This window comes from Streptomyces malaysiensis subsp. malaysiensis (assembly GCF_040653035.1).
In the GTDB taxonomy this organism is placed as follows: Bacteria; Actinomycetota; Actinomycetes; order Streptomycetales; family Streptomycetaceae; genus Streptomyces; species Streptomyces malaysiensis.
Genome location: NZ_JBEZNG010000002.1, coordinates 473,384 through 494,414 on the forward strand (window position 1 = coordinate 473,384; position 21,031 = coordinate 494,414).

The 21,031-nt window shown below is 68.2% G+C and carries 19 protein-coding genes; 5 read left to right on the plus strand and 14 right to left on the minus strand.

What is annotated here, in order from left to right:
* Positions 1-1,362, minus strand: a complete 1,362-nt coding sequence (locus AB0E24_RS06330) for an aminomethyl transferase family protein (RefSeq protein ID WP_359375102.1) — start codon at positions 1,360-1,362, stop codon at positions 1-3.
* 368 nt (positions 1,363-1,730) lie between these two features.
* Between AB0E24_RS06330 and pabB the strand changes: the two genes are divergently transcribed.
* Entirely contained in the window at positions 1,731-3,557 is a 1,827-nt protein-coding gene (pabB, locus tag AB0E24_RS06335) for an aminodeoxychorismate synthase component I (protein ID WP_359375103.1), read from the plus strand.
* A 29-nt stretch (positions 3,558-3,586) separates the two neighbouring features.
* Here pabB and folP read toward each other — a convergent pair whose 3' ends face one another.
* From folP to AB0E24_RS06350, 3 genes are all read right to left on the minus strand, one after another.
* Positions 3,587-4,402, minus strand: a complete 816-nt coding sequence (gene folP, locus AB0E24_RS06340) for a dihydropteroate synthase (protein ID WP_147966163.1) — start codon at positions 4,400-4,402, stop codon at positions 3,587-3,589.
* Between the two features lie 119 nt (positions 4,403-4,521).
* Complete coding sequence (locus AB0E24_RS06345; protein ID WP_079256004.1) at positions 4,522-5,370, minus strand: class III extradiol dioxygenase subunit beta; 849 nt, start codon at positions 5,368-5,370, stop codon at positions 4,522-4,524.
* Positions 5,363-5,722 (minus strand): protocatechuate 3,4-dioxygenase, encoded by a 360-nt coding sequence (locus tag AB0E24_RS06350; protein ID WP_069862698.1) that lies wholly within the window; start codon positions 5,720-5,722, stop codon positions 5,363-5,365. The genes AB0E24_RS06345 and AB0E24_RS06350 overlap by 8 nt, the downstream gene beginning before the upstream one ends.
* A gap of 285 nt (positions 5,723-6,007) precedes the next feature.
* On the opposite strand from AB0E24_RS06350, the gene ligM reads away from it, so the two are divergent.
* On the plus strand, positions 6,008-7,411 hold the full coding sequence (gene ligM, locus AB0E24_RS06355) for a vanillate/3-O-methylgallate O-demethylase (RefSeq protein ID WP_359375104.1): 1,404 nt from the start codon (positions 6,008-6,010) through the stop codon (positions 7,409-7,411).
* A 142-nt stretch (positions 7,412-7,553) separates the two neighbouring features.
* Here the strand turns inward: ligM and AB0E24_RS06360 are convergent, their stop codons facing one another.
* From AB0E24_RS06360 to AB0E24_RS06385, 6 genes are all read right to left on the minus strand, one after another.
* Positions 7,554-8,240: a response regulator gene (locus AB0E24_RS06360; protein WP_359375105.1), complete on the minus strand. Its 687-nt coding sequence runs from the start codon at positions 8,238-8,240 to the stop codon at positions 7,554-7,556.
* Positions 8,237-9,874, minus strand: coding sequence for a sensor histidine kinase (locus AB0E24_RS06365; RefSeq protein WP_359375106.1), 1,638 nt, complete (start codon positions 9,872-9,874; stop codon positions 8,237-8,239). Before AB0E24_RS06365 ends, AB0E24_RS06360 begins: the two co-directional genes overlap by 4 nt.
* A gap of 146 nt (positions 9,875-10,020) precedes the next feature.
* Entirely contained in the window at positions 10,021-11,304 is a 1,284-nt protein-coding gene (locus AB0E24_RS06370; RefSeq protein ID WP_359375107.1) for an MFS transporter, read from the minus strand.
* A 318-nt stretch (positions 11,305-11,622) separates the two neighbouring features.
* Complete coding sequence (locus AB0E24_RS06375) at positions 11,623-12,309, minus strand: response regulator (RefSeq protein ID WP_079256008.1); 687 nt, start codon at positions 12,307-12,309, stop codon at positions 11,623-11,625.
* Positions 12,306-13,943 carry a histidine kinase gene (locus AB0E24_RS06380; RefSeq protein ID WP_359375108.1) on the minus strand — a complete coding sequence of 546 codons (1,638 nt, stop codon included), beginning with the start codon at positions 13,941-13,943 and terminating at the stop codon, positions 12,306-12,308. The genes AB0E24_RS06375 and AB0E24_RS06380 overlap by 4 nt, the downstream gene beginning before the upstream one ends.
* Positions 13,944-14,341: 398 nt before the next feature.
* Complete coding sequence (locus AB0E24_RS06385) at positions 14,342-15,130, minus strand: SDR family NAD(P)-dependent oxidoreductase (RefSeq protein WP_102933319.1); 789 nt, start codon at positions 15,128-15,130, stop codon at positions 14,342-14,344.
* Between the two features lie 135 nt (positions 15,131-15,265).
* Between AB0E24_RS06385 and AB0E24_RS06390 the strand changes: the two genes are divergently transcribed.
* The gene (locus AB0E24_RS06390) at positions 15,266-15,874 is read left to right on the plus strand and encodes a TetR/AcrR family transcriptional regulator (protein ID WP_359375109.1); all 609 of its coding nucleotides are present in this window, start codon (positions 15,266-15,268) and stop codon (positions 15,872-15,874) included.
* A 102-nt stretch (positions 15,875-15,976) separates the two neighbouring features.
* On the opposite strand, the gene AB0E24_RS06395 is transcribed toward AB0E24_RS06390, so the two are convergent.
* Together AB0E24_RS06395 and AB0E24_RS06400 are read right to left on the minus strand one after the other, a co-directional pair.
* A complete protein-coding gene (locus AB0E24_RS06395; protein ID WP_359375110.1) occupies positions 15,977-16,711 on the minus strand; it encodes a dienelactone hydrolase family protein in 735 nt (244 codons plus the stop codon).
* Between the two features lie 289 nt (positions 16,712-17,000).
* Complete coding sequence (locus AB0E24_RS06400; RefSeq protein WP_359375111.1) at positions 17,001-17,453, minus strand: MarR family winged helix-turn-helix transcriptional regulator; 453 nt, start codon at positions 17,451-17,453, stop codon at positions 17,001-17,003.
* Between the two features lie 57 nt (positions 17,454-17,510).
* On the opposite strand from AB0E24_RS06400, the gene AB0E24_RS06405 reads away from it, so the two are divergent.
* Positions 17,511-18,380: an SDR family NAD(P)-dependent oxidoreductase gene (locus tag AB0E24_RS06405; RefSeq protein WP_193524936.1), complete on the plus strand. Its 870-nt coding sequence runs from the start codon at positions 17,511-17,513 to the stop codon at positions 18,378-18,380.
* A gap of 55 nt (positions 18,381-18,435) precedes the next feature.
* Here the strand turns inward: AB0E24_RS06405 and AB0E24_RS06410 are convergent, their stop codons facing one another.
* A complete protein-coding gene (locus AB0E24_RS06410) occupies positions 18,436-18,639 on the minus strand; it encodes a hypothetical protein (protein ID WP_069862684.1) in 204 nt (67 codons plus the stop codon).
* 487 nt (positions 18,640-19,126) lie between these two features.
* Here AB0E24_RS06410 and AB0E24_RS06415 point away from each other — a divergent pair, with 487 nt between their 5' ends.
* Positions 19,127-19,921, plus strand: coding sequence for a class I SAM-dependent methyltransferase (locus tag AB0E24_RS06415; RefSeq protein WP_359375112.1), 795 nt, complete (start codon positions 19,127-19,129; stop codon positions 19,919-19,921).
* 41 nt (positions 19,922-19,962) lie between these two features.
* On the opposite strand, the gene AB0E24_RS06420 is transcribed toward AB0E24_RS06415, so the two are convergent.
* The gene (locus AB0E24_RS06420) at positions 19,963-20,967 is read right to left on the minus strand and encodes an SDR family NAD(P)-dependent oxidoreductase (protein ID WP_069862681.1); all 1,005 of its coding nucleotides are present in this window, start codon (positions 20,965-20,967) and stop codon (positions 19,963-19,965) included.
* Positions 20,968-21,031: the final 64 nt, after the last annotated feature.

The window sequence follows — 21,031 nt, forward strand, 5'->3', positions numbered from 1 at the left end:
TCACTTGCTCCGGTAGTTGGTGCGGGCGAACTGGACGAACGGCACGGGAGCGACGGTCGCGCGAATCTCCCACTGCTTGTGGTCCTCGACCTGCGGCTTCGCCGAGCGGGGGTGCTCGCCCCAGACGACGGTCACCTCGGTGCCCGGCTCGGCATGCTCCTTGGCGATCGTGGCGAGCGACACCATGGCGCGCTCGTTGGCGATGTAGCCGCAGTCCAGGGAGATACCGATCCGCTCCCCGTCGACCAGGACCCTGTCCTCCTGGTGGAGCGCATAGCGGATCTTCGGCAGGTCGAAGTACTTCGCGCCCGGGCCGTCCCCGAGCAGGGAGCCCAGCGCGGCGGTGACGTCATCGTTGTTCCACACGAGGGTGACCTTGGTACGCGGCGGGTTCTTCGCCAGCTCCTCCAGGGCGGCACGGCCGATGAAGTCGTGGTCGAACTTGACCGTGCGGTCATAGCCGATGTCGTACGGCGTGAGGTAGTAGTCGGCGATGTCGTCGGAGTCGACGCTGCCGCCGATGGCGCCGATGGCGCTGGCCGGCAGCCACTCCCGGTACTCCTGTAGCAGCGGGTCGTCCCCGAAGATCGCAGGGATGGGGGCCGGAACCCAGCCGGACTCGAGATTGGCCGTCGAGTACGCCTTCGCGCCCGCGCGGACGAGCCCGTGGTCCTTGCCGGCCGCCAGGAGCGCCGCCAGGACGGCCTCGCCCTCCTCCCACGGACCGAACAGCTCGAAGCCGGGCTGGCCCGCCATGCCGTGACGCAGACCGCGAACGGTGTTGCCGGCGATGGTGAAGTCGGCCATCGTGAAGAACTTCGTCTCCGGCAGCGACTGCTGAGTGGCCTGCTCGAGGACAGCCGCAGCGGTCGGGCCCTGAAGCTCGTAGCGGTAGAACTTCGGCGGGCCGTCGGTGCGGACAGCGGAGTTCTCGTCGCGCTCGGCGGTGACCTTGTAGTCGCCGCGGTCCAGGTGGAAGAGCACCCAGTCGAGCACCATGGGGTGACCGACCAGGTCGAACAGCTCCTCCTCGAGGTGGAACAGGATCGCGTCACCGATCAGCTGACCGTCCGGGTTCACGGCCACGAACTGCTTGGCCTTGTTCACACCGAAGTTGTTGAACGTGTTGACGCCCAGGTCGCTCAGCAGGCGCAGCGCGTCGGGGCCCTGGAGGAACAGGTCCACCATGTGATGCGACTGGTCCAGCAGGGCGCAGGACTCCGCCCAGGCGCGCTGCTCGGAACGCCAGTTGGTGAACTCGGGGGCGACGGGGAACGTGTGGGCGCGAGCGGCGGTGTTGCGCAGCAGGTCGACTGGGTTCCCAACACGGGCGATGGCCGTCGCCAGACTCTCGGAAGTCATGATCGCAGCAGAACCTTTCCTCGGAACCGAATGTGTCGGGTGCGCCGCCGTCGAGGCCACCGCAGGGCGCCGCTGGGCCGGGCTCCGGACCTGCTACGACGCTAAGAAATGCGGCGTTGACAAGGATCGCGCGGATGACCGGACCTCCCCTCGCCGAGCGTCGCGATGCGCCCAGGACAAGTGACGTAGCCCAGGCTCGAACACACGGCTCCGCGACAGATGACGTTGCTGCCCGCGGACGGAAGACCCGGTAGCCCTGCGCAATACGCCGATCCCGAAAGTCCAGGTCACAGGCAATATCGGTCCTGCGGTGGTCAAACCGCGCCCGGCCCCGCGGGAGCCGGCCTACAACGGCGGGAGGTAGTTCGATGCAAGACGGTCCCGGCCCGTGGGCCCGATTCGACGACTTGGTCGCACAGACGGCACAGGTCTTCGAAGCCGTACAGCAGGTGCTGGTGGCGCAGCGCCCGGAGGAGGTCGTCGAAGTCCTCGACGCCGTTGAACGCCTTGCCTCCCAGGGCAAGTGGGCATTCGGCTATGTCACCTACGAAGCTGCTCCCGGCCTGGATCCCGGCTTCACCGTACGCCCACCCATCGACGGACTGCCGCTTGCCTGGTTCGCCATCACCGACGCCCCCCGTCAGGTACCGGTCGTACGGCATGAGACGGACCGATCCCACCTCGCCCGCACGGCCGGGCCATGGCAGCGGGAGTGGGATGAACCCACCCACGCGCGGGCCGTCGCAACAGTCCGGTCCCACATCGCGGCCGGCGAGACCTACCAGTGCAACGTGACAACGAGGCTCAGCGGCCCCGTGCGCGAGGACCCGATGCGGCTGTACCGCGACCTCGCTCTCGCCCAGCGCGGCGCCCACAACGCCTATCTCGACACCGGCCGCTTCGTCCTGGCCAGCGCGAGCCCCGAACTCTTCTTCGAGACCAGCGGCAGCACCATCCTGATGCGCCCCATGAAGGGCACCGCCGCTCGCGGCCGCACGACGAGTGAGGACCGCCAAGCAGTGTCCGCGCTGCGCTCCAGCGCCAAGGAACAAGCCGAGAACATCATGATCGTCGATCTGGTGCGCAACGACCTCGCCCGTCTTGCAGTGCCAGGCAGCGTGACTGTCCCGCGCCTGCTGCACACCGAACGCTACGAGACAGTCCACCAGCTCACCTCCGACGTCACCGCCGAGATGCGCGCCGACGTCGGCCTCACCGACGCCTTCCGCGCCCTGTTCCCATGCGGCTCCATCACAGGAACTCCGAAGGTGCGGACGATGCACATCATCGCCGACGTGGAGGACAGCCCGCGCGGGGTGTACTGCGGTGCGATCGGCGTCGTCTCACCCCCGACCCAGCCCGGCGTCCGCTTCTCGGCCCGCTTCTCCGTAGCCATTCGGACCCTCCTCCTCGACCGGGACACCGAGACGGCCACCTACGGCACCGGCGGAGGCATCACCTGGAGTTCCGAACCGGCCGCCGAATACCGGGAACTGCTGGCCAAGACCCGCGTTCTCGACGTGCGACCCCAGGAGTTCCACTTGATAGAGGTGATGCGCCATCACGCCGCCATCGGGCTGTGCTCGTTCGACGCGCACGTCGCGCGGGCTGCCGACTCGGCCGCCTACTTCGGCTTCCGATTCGACGAAGCGGCACTGCGGGCGCAACTCACCGAGCGCCTGGCGGGAGCGGGCGACGCCGGCATCCTGCTCAGCTTGTTCCGCGACGGCAGTGTCCGCATCGACATCGAGGACCTGCCGCCGTCCCGTCCCGGGCCGGCGCGAGTCGCCCTCGATCTTGAGCCGGTGGACTCGACGCAGTGCTGGCTCCACCACAAAACGAGCCGGCGCGAGCCCTTCACGACACGGCTCGCACGCCACCCGGAGGCCGACGACGTCCTGCTCGTCAATGAGTACGGCGAGCTCACCGGAGCCTGCACCGCCAACCTGGCCGTCCGACTCGACGGCGTCTGGTGGACCCCGCCACTGGGCAGCGGCTGCTTCCCCGGAGTCGAGAGAGCACGCCTTATCGACACGCGCCAACTCGGCGAACGGCCACTCCGTCGACAGGACCTGGCCCGGGCCGAGGCTGTAGCGCTCGTCAGCTCCCTTCGCGGGTGGCGCAGCGCGACGGTCCTGACCCGAACCGCCGATATCTCATCCCCCGATACGACCTGGCACAGGAGATCCGCATGAACGGTCACAGGCAGCGTCGTCACCGCCGGTCAGGCCCGCTTCCTGCGCGCCGGCGAGGCTTGAGCGACTCGCGTGACGACCCGGACGGCATCCGCGGACGCGGAGATGTCGTGGACGCGAACACCCCAGGCTCCGGCCTGGGCGGCGAGCACCGTTGTCGCCAGGGTCGCGGCGTCCCTGGCGGCCGCGGGCCGGTTCTCCCCGTCGGCGCCGAGCGCCGCACTGAGGAAACGCTTCCTCGACGCGCCGACGAGCACCGGGAATCCAAGCGAGATGATCTCGTCGAGGTGCGCGAGAAGGGCCCAGTTCTGGCCGCCCCGCTTCGCGAATCCCAGACCGGGATCGAGGATCAGCCGGTCCGGACGGACACCGGCGCGCAGCGCGTCATCCACTCGCGCCATCAGTTCGGCGCTCACCTCGCGCACGATGTCGTCGTATGTGGCCTGTGTGTACATGTCCCGGCTCGTGCCCCGTGAGTGGTTGAGGATCCACGGCACGTCGGCGGCGGCCACGACCTGTGCCATGTCGGGATCGGCCAGCCCACCGCTGACATCGTTGATCACCACAGCGCCCACGGCCAGTGCGGGCTCCGCCACGGCTGCCCGGGTGGTGTCGACGCTGACCGGCACATGAGCCGCTGCCAGTTCCTTCACGACGGGGATGACGCGCCGCAGCTCATCCGCGAGATCCACCCGGCCGGCGCCCGGCCGGGTGGATTCGCCGCCCACGTCGACGAAGTCGGCGCCCGTCGCCCGCAGCGCCATGCCCCGCTGTACCGCCGCCTCCGTCGTGGCATACAGCCCGCCGTCCGAGAAGGAGTCCGGGGTGACGTTGACGATGCCCATCACTTGGCAGCGGTGAGTAGGAGCTTCCTCGCTACCGGCGGACGGCGGGGAGTGGATGAGGCTTTTCACCGACATCGAGGTACTCCTGCACGGGTTGCTGGGCGGCGGCGCGAGGTTGATCAGGCCGGCCGGTTGTCGAACAGAGCGAGACCGGCCGCGGTGTTGGAGGCCGGCACATGATAAACGCTGTGCACCTTGCGGACCTGCGCGTTCATCGCTCCGCGCATGACCAGCCACATGATCAGCTCGATGCCTTCGGAGCCGGCTTCGCGGATGTACTCCTCCCGGCTCAGCTCCGCGAGCTTTTGCGGATCCTTCTCGATCGCCTCGAGGAACATGTGGTCGAAGGTGGGATTGATGAACCCGGCACGCGCGCCGGCGAGCTGATGCGACATCCCACCGGTGCCGAGGATGCCGACCGTCCGCACCCCGTCGTAGCCGGCGATCGCCCGCCCGAGGGCCTGGCCGAGCGCGTAGCAGCGGGCCGCGGTCGGCTGCGGATACCGGATCACGTTGACCATGATCGGAATGACGGGGCAGGGCCAGGCATCCCCGGGCTCCGGCGTCCACACCGACAGCGGCACCGTGAATCCGTGGTCGACATCCAGCTCGGAGAACACCGTCAGATCGAAGTTCTCGTCCATCAGGTGATGCAGGATGTGGAAGGAGAAGTCGGGATCTCCCTCGATATGGGGGACCGGGCGGCGCCCGAAGCCCTCATCGGCCACCTGGTACTTCTCCGCCGTGCCGATGGCGAACGTCGGGACGATGTCGAAGTCGACCCCATTGGCGTGGTCGTTGTAGACCAAGATCGCCACGTCCGGCCTGTTCTGGGCAAGCCAGTCGCGGGCCGGCCGGTAGCCCTCGAACAGCGGCGCCCACACCGGGTCCGCCGTCATGCCGCGGTCCATGGCCGCGCCGATCGACGGCACATGCGACGTGGCCAGGCCCCAGATAACCTCAGACATCAGTGCGTCCTCCCGCCAGCATCGCGGCCTTGAACTCCGCCTCGGACATCCCGGTGAACACACCGCCGAGATACTGCATGGACAGCCCGTCCATCATTGCGAGCTTGTAGATGTAGAAAATGCTGCCGCCGAGGTCGAGCATCGCCTGCCAGTCACGGCCGAGAATCGCTGCACACTGCGCCTCCGAAAGGCTGAAGCGCTGACAGTATGCGGCCTCGTCGGCGAGGAATTCCTTCCTGGCGCTTTCCTCGCGCAGCGACATGAACAGTTTGTTCATGTTGTGCCCGCGGCGGCTCGTCGGACCATCGAAGACATAGGTTCCAGGCAGGTCCGCCCTGCTCTGTGGGGTCATACAGTGCTCCCTGACTCAGCTCGCGCGATGCGCCGACGGCGGTCTGCTTCGACCGTAGGACGCCCAAGCCCCCCGGCCATCGCGCACTTGTCGCGACTGGTGCGCGGCGACCTGTCGAGTTCCCCACACGACAAATGACCTAGCAGGCGAGCGTCTACGTCAAATGACCCGCGGGCACCGGCCGTCCCGGTCGTTTCGGTCCCGCCATTCCTCACTGCCGCTCCGCTGGATCCCTCCATACCGTCGGACATTGGAAGGTCCGAGACGTCAGAACGGGTGGCACCGATGAGCGCCAAGAATCTACAGGAAGTACTCGACCAGGCGGGCAACACCGTCGAATTGCTGCGCAATTCGCAACTCGGGGCCTATATCTACCCGGTCGTGCCCGCCGAGTTCACCAACTTCCGCCGCGAAGTGCAGGCGTGGCAGAACACCGCCGTGCTGTTCAACCAGTCCCACCACATGGTCAACTTGTGGGTGTCCGGCCCGGACGCCCTGCGGCTGTTCACCGAGACCGGCATCAACAGCACCGCCAACTTCCCGGTCGACTCGGCCAAGCAGTTCGTGCCGGTCTCCCCTGAGGGCGGTGTGATCGGCGACGGCATCCTGTTCCGCCTGGCCGAGGACGAGTTCGTCTTTGTCGGCCGCGCCCCGGTGGCGAACTGGCTGACCTACAAGGCCGAGCAGGGCTACGACGTCGACGTCCGCTTCGACGACCGCTCGCCTTCCCGCCCCTACGGCAAGCAGGTCACCCGGGACGTGTGGCGATTCCAGATCCAGGGACCGCGCGCCTGGGACGTGATCGAGAAGGTCAACGGCGGGCCCGTCGACAAAGTCAAGTTCTTCAAGATGGGCTACATGAACATCGCCGGCGAGCGCATCCGCACCCTGCGCCACGGCATGGCCGGGGCGCCCGGACTGGAGATCTGGGGACCCTACGACAGCTACGACAAGATCCGCGAAGCCATCCTCGAGGCCGGCCGTGAGTTCGGCCTGGAGGCGTCCGGGGCCCGCGCCTACTCCTGCAACACCCTCGAGTCGGGCTGGATCCCCTCCCCGCTGCCCGCGATCTACACGTCGCCGGAGCTGCATGCCTACCGCGAGTGGCTCAAGCCCAACAGCTACGAGGCGATCAACGCGCTGGCCGGCAGCTTCGTCTCCAGCAACATCGAGGACTACTACCTCAACCCCTGGGAGCTCGGCTACGGCGGCTTTGTCAAGTTCGACCACGACTTCGTCGGCCGCAGCGCCCTCGAAGCGATCGACCCGGCCGCCCAGCGCCGTAAGGTGACCCTCGCCTGGAACGCCGAGGACGTGGCCAAGCTCCTCGCGTCCCCCGTCGACCCCGACGGCCCCGGCTACCAGTTCTTCGACCTCCCAAACGCCAATTACGGCTCGTCGAACTTCGACGCGGTCCAGGACGCCGACGGCAACACCATCGGCCTGTCGCTGTTCACCGGCTACAGCGCCAACGAGCGCAAGGCGCTGTCGCTGGCCACCGTCAACCCCGACGTCCCGCTGGGCGCCGAGGTCAAGGTCATCTGGGGTGAGCCCGACGGCGGCTCCAGGAAGACCACCGTGCAGCCGCACGAGCAGTTCGCCGTCCGCGCCATCGTGAGCCCCGCCCCCTACACTGCGATGGCCCGCGAGGACTACCAGCCGGGATGGCGTACCTCGGTCACCGTCTGATCCACGCACCGCGCGGCGGCGCCGGTCTCTCCGTTCGGAAGAAGAGACCGGCGTCGCTCTGGTGATCATGGGCAGGTGGTCCTACGGATTGCCCCCGGTCACCACCGGCCGCGATGGCCTGCCCCGTGACGACGTCCATGAGTCAGCTCTGTGGCGGAACGAGCCCCTGCCGGACCGCTACGAGCGCGGCCTGGGTGCGGGAGGTCAGCTGGAGCTTGCGAAGCACGTTGCTGACATGTGTGCGAGCGGTGCGCTCGCTGATGATGAGCTCATCAGCGATCTCCTGGTTGGAACAGCCTTGGGCAACCAGGATCAGGACGTCGCGCTCCCTACTCGTCAGCGCACTCAGGCCGGTAGGCGGGGACACGATCTCCTGGGTGAGCTGTCGGGCGACCGCCGGATCAAGGAAGACATCCCCGGCCGCCGCAGCGCGGATCGCGGCGACGACCTCAGACGGTTCGGCATCCTTGAGAAGGTAACCGGAAGCGCCGTTGGCCAGCGCGGCGTGTACGCGCTCCATCTCGCCGAAGCTGGTCAGCACCACGACCCTCACATCCGGGTACAGCTGCCGGATACGCGCGGTGGCCGCGGCCCCGTCCATCTTGGGCATCAACAGGTCTATCAGGACGACGTCCGGCAGGTCCCCATGCACGGCCATGGCCACCAGCCGATCCAGCGCCTCCTGGCCGTTGCCGGCTTCGGCGGCCACCTGCATGTCATCGAGAACCTCGAGGTAGGCGCGGATACCGCGGCGGACGACGATGTGGTCGTCCACGATCAGAACCCGGATGCCCACCTTGGTCGGGTCGGGTTCGGCCGGAGCGTTCACGGTGTCGGGTCCTCCGCTGGTTCCTTGTGCTGGCCGGGCTGGGAGTGCGTACTGCGGGGCACGAGCGCCGGCAGTGGGACGACTGCACGTACCACAGTGCCGGCGCCGGAGCGTTGGCGGACTCGGACCGTGCCGCCCCACCGCTCCGCTCTTTCTTTCATGCTCGTCAAGCCGTACCGATCGCCGGGGACGCCCTTTTGCATACGCGTCGTTCGGATGCCCTTGCCGTCGTCGGTCACGGTCACCGCGAGCTCGTAGTTGCGCACGCCCATACGGATCGTGACCTCGCTGGCCTCGGCATGCTTGACCACGTTGTGGATGGCTTCGGCGATGATCCGGTACACGTCCTCGGCCATCTCCGGAGTGAGCCGGTCCAGGCCCGCACCGACGAGCACGCTGAAGGTGAGGCCCGTGCGGTTCGTCGCGCTCTCAGCCAGGGCGCGGACGGCTTCCTCCAGGCCCAGCTGGGTCAGGGACGCCGGCCGGAATTCGTGAACCATCGCTCGCAGGTCCGTCAGGACCGCCTGAGTCAGCGTGCCCACCTCGTCGGCGAAACGTCGGGCAGAAGCAGCGGGAACGCTCTCTCCCCGGGCCGCCAGCACGCCCACCGACTTGGCCTGCATGCCGATGGAGAACACCTGCTGCACGATCGAGTCGTGCAGGTCACGGGCCAGCCGCTGACGTTCCTCACGACGGGCGAGCTCACGCTCCTTCTGTAGCAGCGAAGCGTAGTCGACGGCGACCGCAGCCTGTTCGGCCATGGCCTGAAGAAACTCCATCGTCCGGTGGCCGACCACCTGCCCGGGAGCGAAGAAGGCGTTCAAGATCCCCGCCGAACGGCTGCGGATCAGCAAGGGAACGCTGGCGAACCAGCTCCACTTCAGCTCGCCCAGATACTCATGCAGCGGTTCCCACGAGGGGTCCTTCTCAATGGCGGCCCACCGGTCAGGGATCACGACCGGCTCCCGAACCTCGAAAGCGTCGATCATTCTCAGCGCTGCGCCGCGCTCACGGCACTCCATGAGCCGATCGAAGAAGTCCGGCCACCGACGAAAGCCGGCCGAACCCATGACCTGCAAAGCCTGGCCCGACTCGTCCAGAGTCAGAATCTGGACCCCGGCCATTGCGTCCGCCTGCGACACCTCCCGCGCCAAGGCGTCGAGAGTCGCCGTGATCGACCCCTCCGAGGCCAGCTTCACCGCCGAACGGGCGATCGCTGCCAGACGACGCTGCCGACGCCTCTCCCCGCTCACGTCCCGGAAGGAAACCACCGTCATCGACGGATCGTCCGGAAGCGCACGACTGCGATAGGCGAATTCCAGACGTCGGCCGTCGGCGGTATCCCACACACAGACCTGCTCGGCAGCGTCGTCGTCCAAGAGCCCCAGGGCATCCGGTGATACATCCTGGACAGGCTTGAATGGAGCCAGAGCCCCCACGAGCGAGGCGGCGGGGCGTGCGCACAAGGTGATCGCTGGAGCGTTGAGCCGGACGAACGCGCCCTCCGCGTTGATCACCGCGATGCCATCGGGCACAACGTCGGACAGGCACCCATCGGTGATCGGCGCACCCACAGGCACGACGCTCCTGTCGCGCACGTCGGCGACACCCGTGCCACGACTACGGCTGTTCATCGGCCCTCCTCACTGCTCTTCCGTACAGCGGGCTGCCCAAGACAGCATGCCCGGGGTCACGCAACGGCGTCATCCTTCGCTCAGCACGGTACCCCTACGTCATTTGTCCTGGTCAAAAGAGGACGAGCAGCCGGGAAGCTGATCGGTCATTGCACGGTCGCCAGACCATCGGCGACTTCCCAGCGTGTGGCGGTACTGTCCATTTGTCTCCAGGCCGGGAAGATCACCGGGCACAGCGTTGCGAGCAGGTACACACCCCCGATCGTCAGCAGCGTGGAGGGCGGGCCGACCGAATCCACGAGGAAGCCCACAGCCAGTCCGCCCAGCGGAGTGACCAGCTGGACCGAGGCTGTCGTCGCACTCAGCACCCGGCTGCGCAGTGCCTCCGGCACCGTCTCATACGTCACGGTGGCCATGATGGGGTTGAGCACACCGCAAGCGAGGCCCTCAACCGCCATGATCACGGCCAGCGGCGCGAAGGTGTCGGTGAGGGCGGCCACCACGAAGCGCGGCAGGCCCACGATGAGAAACGCAACCGTGAACACCGGCCACCGCCGAAACCGGCTGCCCACCGCACCGTAGACCAGCGCCCCCGTGAGTGCGCAGATACCAAACGCCGCGTTCAGCAGACCGAGATCGATGGCACCATCAAGCTCCTCACGGGCATGCACCGGGAGGAGCACGGCGCTCCATCCCTGATCGAGCCCCCTGGTGACCAGCGTCATCAGGCACAGGCCCAACAGCAACGGCGTGGCCGCCACGAAGCGATACCCTTCCGCGAGTTCACGACGGTAGGCACGCAATGACGCGGGCTCGACGCGCCGTCTGGCCTGTGCCTCAGGCAGACCGCGCACCCCGAACGCGAACAGCGGCGCGGACACAGCGAAGGTCGCGGCATCCACCAACAGGACGTTCTCGGCTCCGAGTACGCCGATCAGCACACCTCCGAGAGCCGATCCAGTCAGCGCCGCACAGCGTGCCGCACCGTCGTACAACCCGGCAGCCCTGGTCAACGGCATTCCGGCGCGTTCGGCGAGCGTGGGCAACAGCACGCTGCGGGCAGTTTCACCGGGCGAACGGAACAGCCCTGTCATCGCCATCAGCGCGCACAGCATCCAGAAATGCAGGATGTCGGCGAATTGCAGCAGCGGGATCGCCGCAACCGCGACTCCGCAGGCGAGATCCGAAGCGACACTCACCCGCCGTCGCCCGATCCGGTCGATGACCGGACCACCGACGAGCGCAGCGAGCACCACGGGCAGCAGTGTGCAGAACGCGACGATCCCGGCCTGGGCGGCACTGCCCGTGCTCTGGAGCACAAACCACGGCACGCCCATGTACGTGAGGCAATTCCCAGTGATCGAAACGAGGTTGGCGCCAAGAACCGTTGTCAGAGGACGGCGATCACCCGTCAAGAAGTCTTCGGGCACTACGGTGGTCTCCCATAAGGGGAAGCGCCCACCGCGAACGAAGCAGGTCAGCCGGTGGGCGAAGCGAAGTGGTCGGCGTCTGGCGCGCACAGCGAGTCGCACCGCGATGCGGTGTTCACAAGCAGCGCCTCCAACACTTCGCCGGGATGACCACCCGGCACCTCCACGGATTGTCCCCTCGGGCACCGGTCCTCCGCAACGAACCCGCCGAGACCGCGGCCCGCTCCGGTAACCACGGCAACCCTGCCGTCAAGCATGCGGCCGCCTCAGCGCCCCGTCGGCGCTCTCGTCATCTGATGCGCGTCGGCCGAGGCCACGTCAGCTCTGCGGGGACACGAGCCCCTGCCGCACCGCGACGAGCGCGGCCTGCGTGCGGGAGGTGAGCTGGAGTTTGCGCAGGACGTTGCTGACGTGTGTCCGGGCGGTGCGCTCGCTGATGACGAGCTCGTCAGCGATCTCCTGGTTGGAGCACCCCTGGGCGACGAGGATCAGGACATCGCGCTCGCGACCGGTCAGAGCACCGATGCCCGTCGGCGGCGACACGATCTCCTGGGTGAGCCGGCGGGCGACCGCCGGGGCGAGGAATACATCCCCAGCCGCTGCCGCCCGGATCGCGGCGACGACCTCGCCGGGTTCGGCGTCTTTGAGCAGGTAGCCCGACGCGCCGTTGGCCAGCGCCGCGTGCACACGCTCCATCTCGCCGAAACTGGTCAGAACCACGACCTTCACGCGCGGGTACAGCTGGGTAATGCGCGCTGTTGCCACCACCCCGTCCTTTTTGGGCATCAACAGGTCCATCAGGACGACGTCCGGCAATTCGCCGTGGACGGCCATGGCAGCCAGCCGGTCCAGGGCCTCCAGGCCGTTGCCGGCTTCGTCGGCCACCTCCACGCCCTCGAGGACCTCAAGGTAGGCGCGAATTCCGCGACGGACGACAACGTGATCGTCCACAACAAGGACCCGGATCTCTGTCCTGGTCGGAGTCGGTTCGGCCGGGACGTTCACGGTGTCGGGTCCTCCGTCTGTTCGTCAAGCTGCTCGGGCTGCGAGAGTACGGCGTGTGGCACGAGGACCGGGAGCGGGATCATCGCCCGCACCGAGGTGCCCGCGTCCGAGCGCGGTCCAACCTGCACGATGCCACCCCAACGTTCCGCCCTCTCGCGCATGCTGATCAGGCCGTATCCACTTGCCAGGTCTTGGCATCCGGCATGGGCTGCGCGAATCCCCCTGCCGTCGTCGGCCACATTCACGGTAAGGGCGTGGGATCGCACACCCATGTGGATGGTGACCGTGTTCGCATCGGCGTGCTTGACGATGTTGTGGATGGCTTCAGCGACGATCCAGTACACGTCCTCGGCCATCTCCGGGGCGACGCGGTCCAGCCCGGCTCCGGCGATGACGCTGAATCGCAGTCCGGTGCGGTTCGTGGTGCTCTTGGCGAAGGCCCGGATGGCCTCCTCGAGCCCCAGCTGAGTCGATGCCGTCGGCCGCAGCTCGTGAACCATGGCACGCAGGTCCGCCAGGACGGTGTTGGACAGCACTCCCACCTCGTCGGCGATGCGCCGCACACTCTCGCCCGGAATGCTCTCGCCGCGCGCTCCCAGCACACCCATCGACTTGGCCTGCATCCCGATGGAGAACACCTGCTGCACGATCGAGTCGTGCAGGTCACGGGCCAGCCGCTGCCGCTCCTCGCGGCGCGCGAGCTCCCGCTCGCTTTGCAGCAAGGAGGCGTGGTCGACCGCAACGGCGGCCTGTTCGGCCATGGCCAGCAGAAACTCCATGGTCCGGCAACCGACGATCTGGCCGGGCGCGAAGAAAGCGTTGAGGATGCCGGCGGAGCGGCCGCGGATCGTCAAGGGCACGCTGGCGAACCAGTCCCACTTCAACTCGCCGAGGTACTCGTGCAGCGGTTCCCATGACGGATCCCGTTGGATGGACGCCCAGCGGTCGGGCACCACGACCGGATCGCGCTGCTCGAACGCGTCGATCATCTTCAGGGCGGCCCCGCGTCCGCGGCACTCCATGAGCCGGTCGAAGAAGTCCGGCCAGCGGCGGAATCCGGCCGAGCCCATGATCTGCAAGCCCCTGCCCGACTCGTCCAAAGTGAGGATCTGCACTCCGGCCAAGGCGTCGGCCTGCAACATCTCCCTGGCGAGGGCGTCGAGGGTCGCCGTGATCGAGCCCTCCGACACCAGCTTCACGGACGAGCGGGCGATGGCGGCAACCCGGCGCTGCCGCTGCCGCTCGGCAGTGACGTCGCGGAAGGCAACCACGGTCATCGACGGATTACCCGGCAGCGGACGAGTCCGATAGGCGAACTCACAGCCCTGCCCGGCGCCCGGCTCCCAGACGCAGACCTGCTCAGTCGCGCCATCGTCGAGAAGCCCGAGGGTGTCGGCGGACAAGCGCTGCGCGAGCTCGAACGGTGCGGGCTTTCCGACCAGGTCTTCCGCTGGGCGTGCACACAACTCGGACCCCGCAGCGTTGATCTGGACGAACTGTCCGTCGGAGTCGATCACGGCGATACCGTCGGGAGCATGCTCGGCCAACTGCGCCCACGCGATCGGCGGGCCAGCAGGCCCGGCCTCCCCGGAGTACGGCTCCGCGACCTCCGCGCCGTGGCCTCGGCTGGGCATGGGCGCCTCCTCCCTGCTCCTCCGCGCTGAGGACTCTGTGACCAGCATGCCTCCCGCCGTACACCGCATCATCCCCCTCGTGTCAGGGTCCGTCTGCGTCATCTGTCCTGGTCGCACCGGGACGAACGCCCTGCCGGTCGGCGGCCGCGCCATCACCGCGCATACCGGCCGACTCAATCCGCGCCACGTCTGGCAGACCACGGCGACACAGCGTGCGGGCACGATCACCGTGGCCGGCAACGCGGTCTGCCGGCCGCTCGTCGACGAGCGGCCCGCTTCTTCCCCGTCCCGGCGACGGTCGTCATCACCAAGGATGACCGGATCCTCGAACCCGCGAGCGACGAAATGGTCGGCCTCTGAACGCCTCATCTGCCCGTCGGCACAACTGACATGCGCGTTCAGACAACCTTGGTGGCCGCCGCGTCGACGAACCAGTTCGCGCCGATCGCGCTCGGCATGGTCGGGGAGGCCAGCAGAAGCACCGCCCGGGCGATCTCGGCGGGGTCGATCAGGGTTTCGGTGAGCATCCCGCTCTGCTTCGGCAGGCTGGCCACCAGCATGTCGTGGTCGATACCCGCCCTGTCCGCCACTTGCGCGATGTATCCGTCCGTGCCCGTCACCAGGTTGGTGCGCGTGGCTGACGGCGACACCGCGTTGACGCGTACCCCGGAGGACGCCACGCGCTCGGCGAGCTGTCGGGTGAAGGCGTTGAGGGCTGCCTTTGCGGTGGTGTAGGGCAGCGGCTCCGCCCCCGGCCGGCGGGCGCTGTCGGAGCTGATGTTGACCACGGCGCCCCTGGCCTCGGTGAGCGAGGGCAGGGCGGCGCGGGTGGTCCGTACCGCCGCGTCGAAGTTGAGCGCGAACCCGGCTGCCCAGACGTCGTCCCCGCCGTCGAGCGGATCGCCGAACGCCTCATCCGGCACGACGCCGCCGCCGGCGTTGTTGACCAGGACATCGAGCCTGGGATGGGCGGCCAGGACGGCCTCGACCATGCGCTGCGGGCCGTCGGCCGTGGAGAGGTCGGCGGGAACGAATGCGGCTCCCGTGGCCTCGAGCTCGGGCGTGATGCTTCGCGCCGTCGCGGTCACCGAGGCGCCTTCCTCCTGGAACGCCCGAACGATCGCAAGGCCGATGCCCCTGCTCGCCCCGGTGACCAGGACGCGCTTGCCGGCGAACTGAAGATCCATGACGTGCTCCTGTGTGAGAAGACTCAAGCGCCATAACTGAAACATCGCTGCCTCATTTCGTCAATAACTGCGCCACCGATGTCTCGTTTACCGTCGTCGAGGGTAGGGTGACACTCCGACGAAGGAGGAGGTTGCATGGGCGGGAACACCCCTTCCCGGCGGATACGGGCGGACGCCGAACGCAGCACGGCCCGCATCCTGGAAGCAGCCGAGACCGTGCTCGCCGAGGACGCCAACGCGTCCCTGGAGCGGATCGCGGACGCCGCCGGGCTCGCCCGCGCCACCGTCCACCGACGGTTCGCTTCCCGCACCGCGCTGCTGGACGCGCTGGCCGAGCAGCTCAGCCGGCGCTATCTGCTCGGTCTGGCAGAAGCACGGGTGGAGACCGCGCCGCCCCTTATCGCGCTGCACCGACTCACGGAGATCGTTTTCGACCTCAAGCTCAGCCACCGCTTCGCCGTCCAGCTCAGCGCGGCCATCACGCCGACCGTTCTCGACGGCCTCGATCTGCTCTTCGCCCGCCTGCGGGACACAGGAGCGATCACCGCGGTGGACCCCGCCTGGTGTCGCCGGGTCTATCTGGCCCTTCTCCACGAGGTCCATGACCTGCCCGCGGACTCCACGGCCCTGGCCTCCTCGGCCACCGGAGACGAGACCGAGGCGAAGGTCGATCTGCTCGTCCGAACCGCGCTCGGCGCGCTGGGCGGCAGCCACGACGCGACGACAGCCCTCTCACTCACATGAGATCGAGGTCCCGCCATCGCCGCGGCGACGGGCCCCGACGGGCATCGGCTCGGGCAGCCAGTCGTCCGTGGTCGGTTCGGCGCCGGTGGCCGAGCCGGAGCCTCAGCTGTTGGCCAGGGTGCGGTCCAGGAGGGGAAGCAGGCGGTCCCAGTGGCGCTTCAGCCCGGAGGCGCTGAAAGCGTCGGTGTCGGACATGGTGAAGCCGTGGCTGGTCCTGGGGTAGATCTCGGAGGTGTGGTCGACACCCGCGGCATCCAGGGCCCGGTTGAGCTCGCCGAGGGCCTCGGGTGTCATGTCGCTTTCGGCGTGGCCGAGGTGGACCTGGGCGGTGAGCTCGGCGAGAAGGTCGGGCCTGTCGGTGTCCACGGGGGCGTGGAATCCGGCGACGGCGGCCACCTGGCCGGGGTGGGCCGCGGCGGTGCGCATCGCCAGAAGGCCACCTATGCAGTAGCCGGTCACCGCGACCGGGCCGGCGGCGACCTCGGGCCGGGTGGCGAGGAACCGGAGGTAGGCATCGGCGTCGCTCAGGACACGTTCCGCGGTGTGTGCCTCGATCAAGGGCATCAACTGGGCCATGACCTGGGGCCGGGCCTCTGCTCCGATGTGCTCGGGAAGTTCGATCACCGGTGCCGGGCCGTGCCGGTAGAAGACATTGGGGACGAGCACGTAGTACCCGTGCCCGGCCAGTTCATGGGCCATCTCCCGCAGCACGGGCCGGACGCCGAAGCCGTCCGCGTACATGAGCACCCCTGGGTGCCGCTCGCCGTGGTCGGGGAGGGCGGCGAATGCGTCGGCCCGGCCGTCCGATGTGGGAATCCGAAGCGTCTTGGTGGGCATGAATCCTCCTGTCGTGGTTGATCTGTCGAACCTGTGATCAACGCGACGGAGGCGGAGCCCGCGCGGCAACGCCGGGGCCTCGTTCGAACAGCGGGCCCGTATCGGCCCGTTCGGCGCTCAGAAGAGCACCGGGTCACCAATCCGTGTGTGGCGCGAGGCCGTCCCGGTATTCATCGCCGCGCAGCGTAGCCCACCGGACCGGGCCGACGCCAGCACGCGAGTCCGCCGTGCGGTTCGCGAGGATGATCTCGGCCAACGCCTCGGGCGGCGAACACGTCGAGGTGACGGTTCAGCGCTCAAGTGCCGCATCGAGGTGGGCAAGCAGTGCCCTCAGGGTTGTCAGCTGCTGCGAGTCGAGTGAGCCGAAGAGCCGGCGCAGGGTGTGTGTTCCTGCCTGTTCCGCTGCCGCCAGCGTTGTGCGGCCTTGGTCCGTCAGGGACACGGTTTTGCGGCGGCGGTCGTCGGCGTCCTCGGCGCGGGCAACCAGGCCGATGCGTTCGAGGCCCGCCACCATCTGTGTGACGGAACGCGGTGCCTGACCGAGGGCATCGGCGAGCTGGGCCTGGTGCAGTGTGCCGCGTGCGGCCAGCACCTGGAGGACTTTGGTGCGGGACAGGGACAGTCCCGCGGCCGACAGCATGGATCTGTCCACTTCTTCCCGTACGCCGTAGGCCGCGGTGAGAAAGGACAGTCCTACCTGTTCAGGGCCACCGCCGACGGTGATCGCTTCATGCTCGCTCATGGTGTCAGGTAGCCTCCCACAAAGAAGTAGTGAGGTACCTCATGAATGGAGCGTGTCATGCACCGTCCCGTCGCCCTGATCACCGGAGCCACCTCCGGCCTGGGCCGTATCGCCGCTCTGGACCTGGCCGGCCGCGGCTACCGCATCGGCGTGGTGGCCCGCTCCCGCGTCAGGGCCGACGCGCTCGTGAGCGAGCTCGAGGCGGCGCTCGGTGACGCTCCGGTCGACGTCTTCCACGCGGACCTGAGCCTCATCTCGCACGCCCATCGGGTCGGCGAAGAGATCGCCGCGCACTATCCGCGGGTGGACGTGCTGATCAACAACGCCGGGCTGCACGCCTTCTCCCAGCGCACCACCGCCGAAGGCTTCGCGGAGATGACCGCGGTCAACTACCTTGGCCCGTTCGTACTGACCCACGCACTGACCGGCAGGCTTCTCGCGTCGGCGCCGGCGCGGATCGTCAACGTCGCCTCCGAGGCATCCCGGCAGGCCAAGACGATCACGCCGACCGAGGACCTGCGCCGCGTCGACTCCTACACCCGACGGGAGTCGATGGCCCTGTATGGACGGACCAAGCTGATGACCATCATGTGGACGCAGGAACTGGCGCGGCACCTGGATCCCGCGAAGGTCACCGTCAACTGCTGTGATCCCGGCTTCAACGCCACCGGTCTGGGGCGTGACCTGCCCGGCTCCGGGGTCCTGCAACGCGTTTTGAACACTCTGCGCATCGGTGACCCGCGCAAGGGGGCCGGCATCATCGTTCGGCTGGCCACCGACCCCGCGTTCGCACACACCAGTGGCGGCTACTTCTCCGTACGCGATGCCCGGCCGCTGGAGTGCCCCGAGCCCGGCCGGGATCCTCGCGTGCAGAAGCGGCTGTGGGACGAGACCGCGGCGCTGCTGTCCGCCCGCACGGCAGGCTGAGACCGGCGGATCGTCTCTTCACCGGGCATCCCGGCCCCGCCCGCGCTCACAGCAGTCAGGCGGGCTGATCCGGCGAGCGGAGCACGCCACGCTCGCGCAGTTGGGCGAGGTGTTCCAACCCACCGGGCCGGTACAGCGGCACCGCCTCGATGTCGGCCTCAGCAGCGCTCACCCGGTGGACGCCGTCCGTCTCAAGCTGGGCAGCGGCAGAGGGCTGAGGCTGCGGACCATGACCGAGCGGCCTACGCGTGATGCTCATAGCAGCTGATCGTATGTCCCCACACGGGCCGACCGCGCCATCTCATACGGATCCGCTCGATGTGAGCCGACCAGCCCGACACGGCGTCACGCCGCGGCGGACGCCCGGGGGAACGATTCCTCGGTCCTGCCCAGGACAGAGGAGACCCGGTTAGGGAGTTCACCGTTAACGCAGCAAACGCGTCTTCGCCACGGACGCCGGCATTGAGCTCGTAGCTGGACGTGAGGAGGCGATGATCGCTGTGGACGAGTCGATCCTCGCGCCGCTCACCAGGTCGGAGCGCGCCGCCCTCCAGACACTGCTCGACAAGATCACCGCTGATCTGCCGATCCTGGGCGACTCGTGACGCGCCCGGCCGAGACGCCAAAACCACATCCCGTTCCCCACCGTGTCGGCATCGGCCGACGCGCACTCGAACCCGCCCGGACAAGCGCGTCCGGCAAGTAAAGGTGCCGTCATCATGACGCGAGCAGACCGGACACTGACCATGATCCGCGTGGTGTGCGCCCTCGGGCGCGTCGAGTTCGAACGACCGCACACCGCCGAGGGCGACCCCGACGCCGGACGTGCGCTCGTACAGGGGCTGCAAGCGATCGGGCCGGGCGGCGAGCCCAGTGACATCTCCCTGTCACTGGGACTGTTGGCGCCCCGCGCCCCGTACTTCGACCGGCTGGTGCTGGACGCTGTCGAGGCGGGGATTCTCCAGGTCGTAAACCTCGGTGCCGGCTACGATGACCGCGCTCTGCGGTTCCGCCATTCCGGCGTGCGGTTCTTCGACCTCGATCTGCCTGACGTCGTTGCCGACAAGGCCCGTCGGCTCGAAGCGATGGACACCGACACCACGCACATCGCCCTGGTCGCAGTGGACTTCGGAACCGCCGATGTCGCCGAGGTCTTGGCTCACGCGGGGCACGACGCCCAGCAGCCGACCCTCTTCATCGCCGAACATCTTGTTCTGTTCCTCGAACCGGGCGGCGTCGAGCGGCTCCTCGCCGGGGTTTCCAGCCGCGCCGCGAGTGGGAGCGCCCTGGCCATCACCGCCGAAGTGCATCCTGCCGGACTCGAGTCCGGCCTCGTCGTCTCGACCGTGGACGATGTGATGTTCAGCGGTGCCGGTCCCCTGCACACGATCCGATCCCGCGACGCCTGGTTGGCACTCTTCCAGCAGAACGGATGGCAGATCGAGGACGCCGACGAGGTGACGGCAGTCAATCACTTCGAGCTTCCAGTAGCCGGCCAGTCCGTCCAGATCCGGACGCAATTCATCACCGCGACAGCGTGACGCATACGCGGCCCATGCGGAACGAGCCGGACTCCGCGACCTCAGGCGAGTGGGGCCCGTACCCTGATCAGTTCCTCGCTCACCTCCCAGAGACGCTGGGCGGACCGGGGGTCGATGGCGTGCGGTACGACGTCGGACGGAGGGTCCTGCTCGGCGCCGAAGGTCAGGGGGGCCGGGTCTTCGTCCAGTGGTGAGATGTCGTTGTCCTTGAGGTAGACACCGCCGATCTCGGCGAGCAGTGGGCTGGCCGCCGCGAACACGATGGTGGCGGCCCCCTGTTGCGGGCTCTTGAGCCCGCGGTCCGGGTCGACGATGGGCCGGCCGGACTCGTCGAGCAGTCCCATGGCCCGCTGCTGCTCCTCGCCGACCGAGCCGTTCAGTTTCGTGCCGACGACGACGCCCGGGTGCACGGCGTAGCCGCGGACACCGTCCTGGGCCCAGCGGCGGTCGAGTTCGACGGCGAACAGCACATTGGCAGTCTTGGACTGGCCGTAGGCGAGGTAGTGGTCGTAGCCGGTGGTGAAGTGCGGATCGTCCCAGCGGATGTCGGAGAGTCGGTGGCCACCGGATGACACGTTGACGACGCGGGCGCCGTGGGCGGCGCGCAGCGCGGGCAACAGGCCCAGGGTCAGCTGGAAGTGGCCCAGGTGGTTGGTGGCGAACTGCGACTCGTAGCCGCGTGCGTCTCGCACCGGACCGTCGCCGAGCGGCAGACCGGCGTTGTTGACCAGGATGTGGAGCGGGCGGCCGGAGTCGAGGTACCGGGCCACGAAGGCGTCGATCGACGTCGGGTCGAGCAGATCCAGCCGGCTGACCTCGGCACCCTCGATCCCGGCCAGCGCGGCAGCGGCGCCATCCGGGTCGCGCGAGCCGACGGTGACGGACGCACCGGCCTCGCCGAGTGCCCGGGTGGTCTCCAGGCCGAGTCCGCTGTGGCCGCCGGTGACGACGGCGTGGGTACCGGACAGATCGATGCCCGCGAGGACCTCACGGGCCGTCGAGGCCGCGGTGAAGCCGGATCCGAGGGGGTGTTGTTTGTGATCCATGTGGCCACTCTCGCGGGTACCCCTCGTACTCTGAATACTTGCGCGTTCGAGTTTTTTGCTCGAT

Coding starts and splice junctions, on each gene's coding strand:
- AB0E24_RS06330 (WP_359375102.1), bottom strand. CDS start 1,362: ATGACTTCCGAGAGTCTGGCGACGGCCATCGCCCGTGTTGGGAACCCA.
- pabB (WP_359375103.1), top strand. CDS start 1,731: ATGCAAGACGGTCCCGGCCCGTGGGCCCGATTCGACGACTTGGTCGCA.
- folP (WP_147966163.1), bottom strand. CDS start 4,402: ATGGGCATCGTCAACGTCACCCCGGACTCCTTCTCGGACGGCGGGCTG.
- AB0E24_RS06345 (WP_079256004.1), bottom strand. CDS start 5,370: ATGTCTGAGGTTATCTGGGGCCTGGCCACGTCGCATGTGCCGTCGATC.
- AB0E24_RS06350 (WP_069862698.1), bottom strand. CDS start 5,722: ATGACCCCACAGAGCAGGGCGGACCTGCCTGGAACCTATGTCTTCGAT.
- ligM (WP_359375104.1), top strand. CDS start 6,008: ATGAGCGCCAAGAATCTACAGGAAGTACTCGACCAGGCGGGCAACACC.
- AB0E24_RS06365 (WP_359375106.1), bottom strand. CDS start 9,874: ATGAACAGCCGTAGTCGTGGCACGGGTGTCGCCGACGTGCGCGACAGG.
- AB0E24_RS06380 (WP_359375108.1), bottom strand. CDS start 13,943: ATGCCCAGCCGAGGCCACGGCGCGGAGGTCGCGGAGCCGTACTCCGGG.
- AB0E24_RS06385 (WP_102933319.1), bottom strand. CDS start 15,130: ATGGATCTTCAGTTCGCCGGCAAGCGCGTCCTGGTCACCGGGGCGAGC.
- AB0E24_RS06390 (WP_359375109.1), top strand. CDS start 15,266: ATGGGCGGGAACACCCCTTCCCGGCGGATACGGGCGGACGCCGAACGC.
- AB0E24_RS06395 (WP_359375110.1), bottom strand. CDS start 16,711: ATGCCCACCAAGACGCTTCGGATTCCCACATCGGACGGCCGGGCCGAC.
- AB0E24_RS06400 (WP_359375111.1), bottom strand. CDS start 17,453: ATGAGCGAGCATGAAGCGATCACCGTCGGCGGTGGCCCTGAACAGGTA.
- AB0E24_RS06405 (WP_193524936.1), top strand. CDS start 17,511: ATGCACCGTCCCGTCGCCCTGATCACCGGAGCCACCTCCGGCCTGGGC.
- AB0E24_RS06410 (WP_069862684.1), bottom strand. CDS start 18,639: ATGAGCATCACGCGTAGGCCGCTCGGTCATGGTCCGCAGCCTCAGCCC.
- AB0E24_RS06415 (WP_359375112.1), top strand. CDS start 19,127: ATGATCCGCGTGGTGTGCGCCCTCGGGCGCGTCGAGTTCGAACGACCG.
- AB0E24_RS06420 (WP_069862681.1), bottom strand. CDS start 20,967: ATGGATCACAAACAACACCCCCTCGGATCCGGCTTCACCGCGGCCTCG.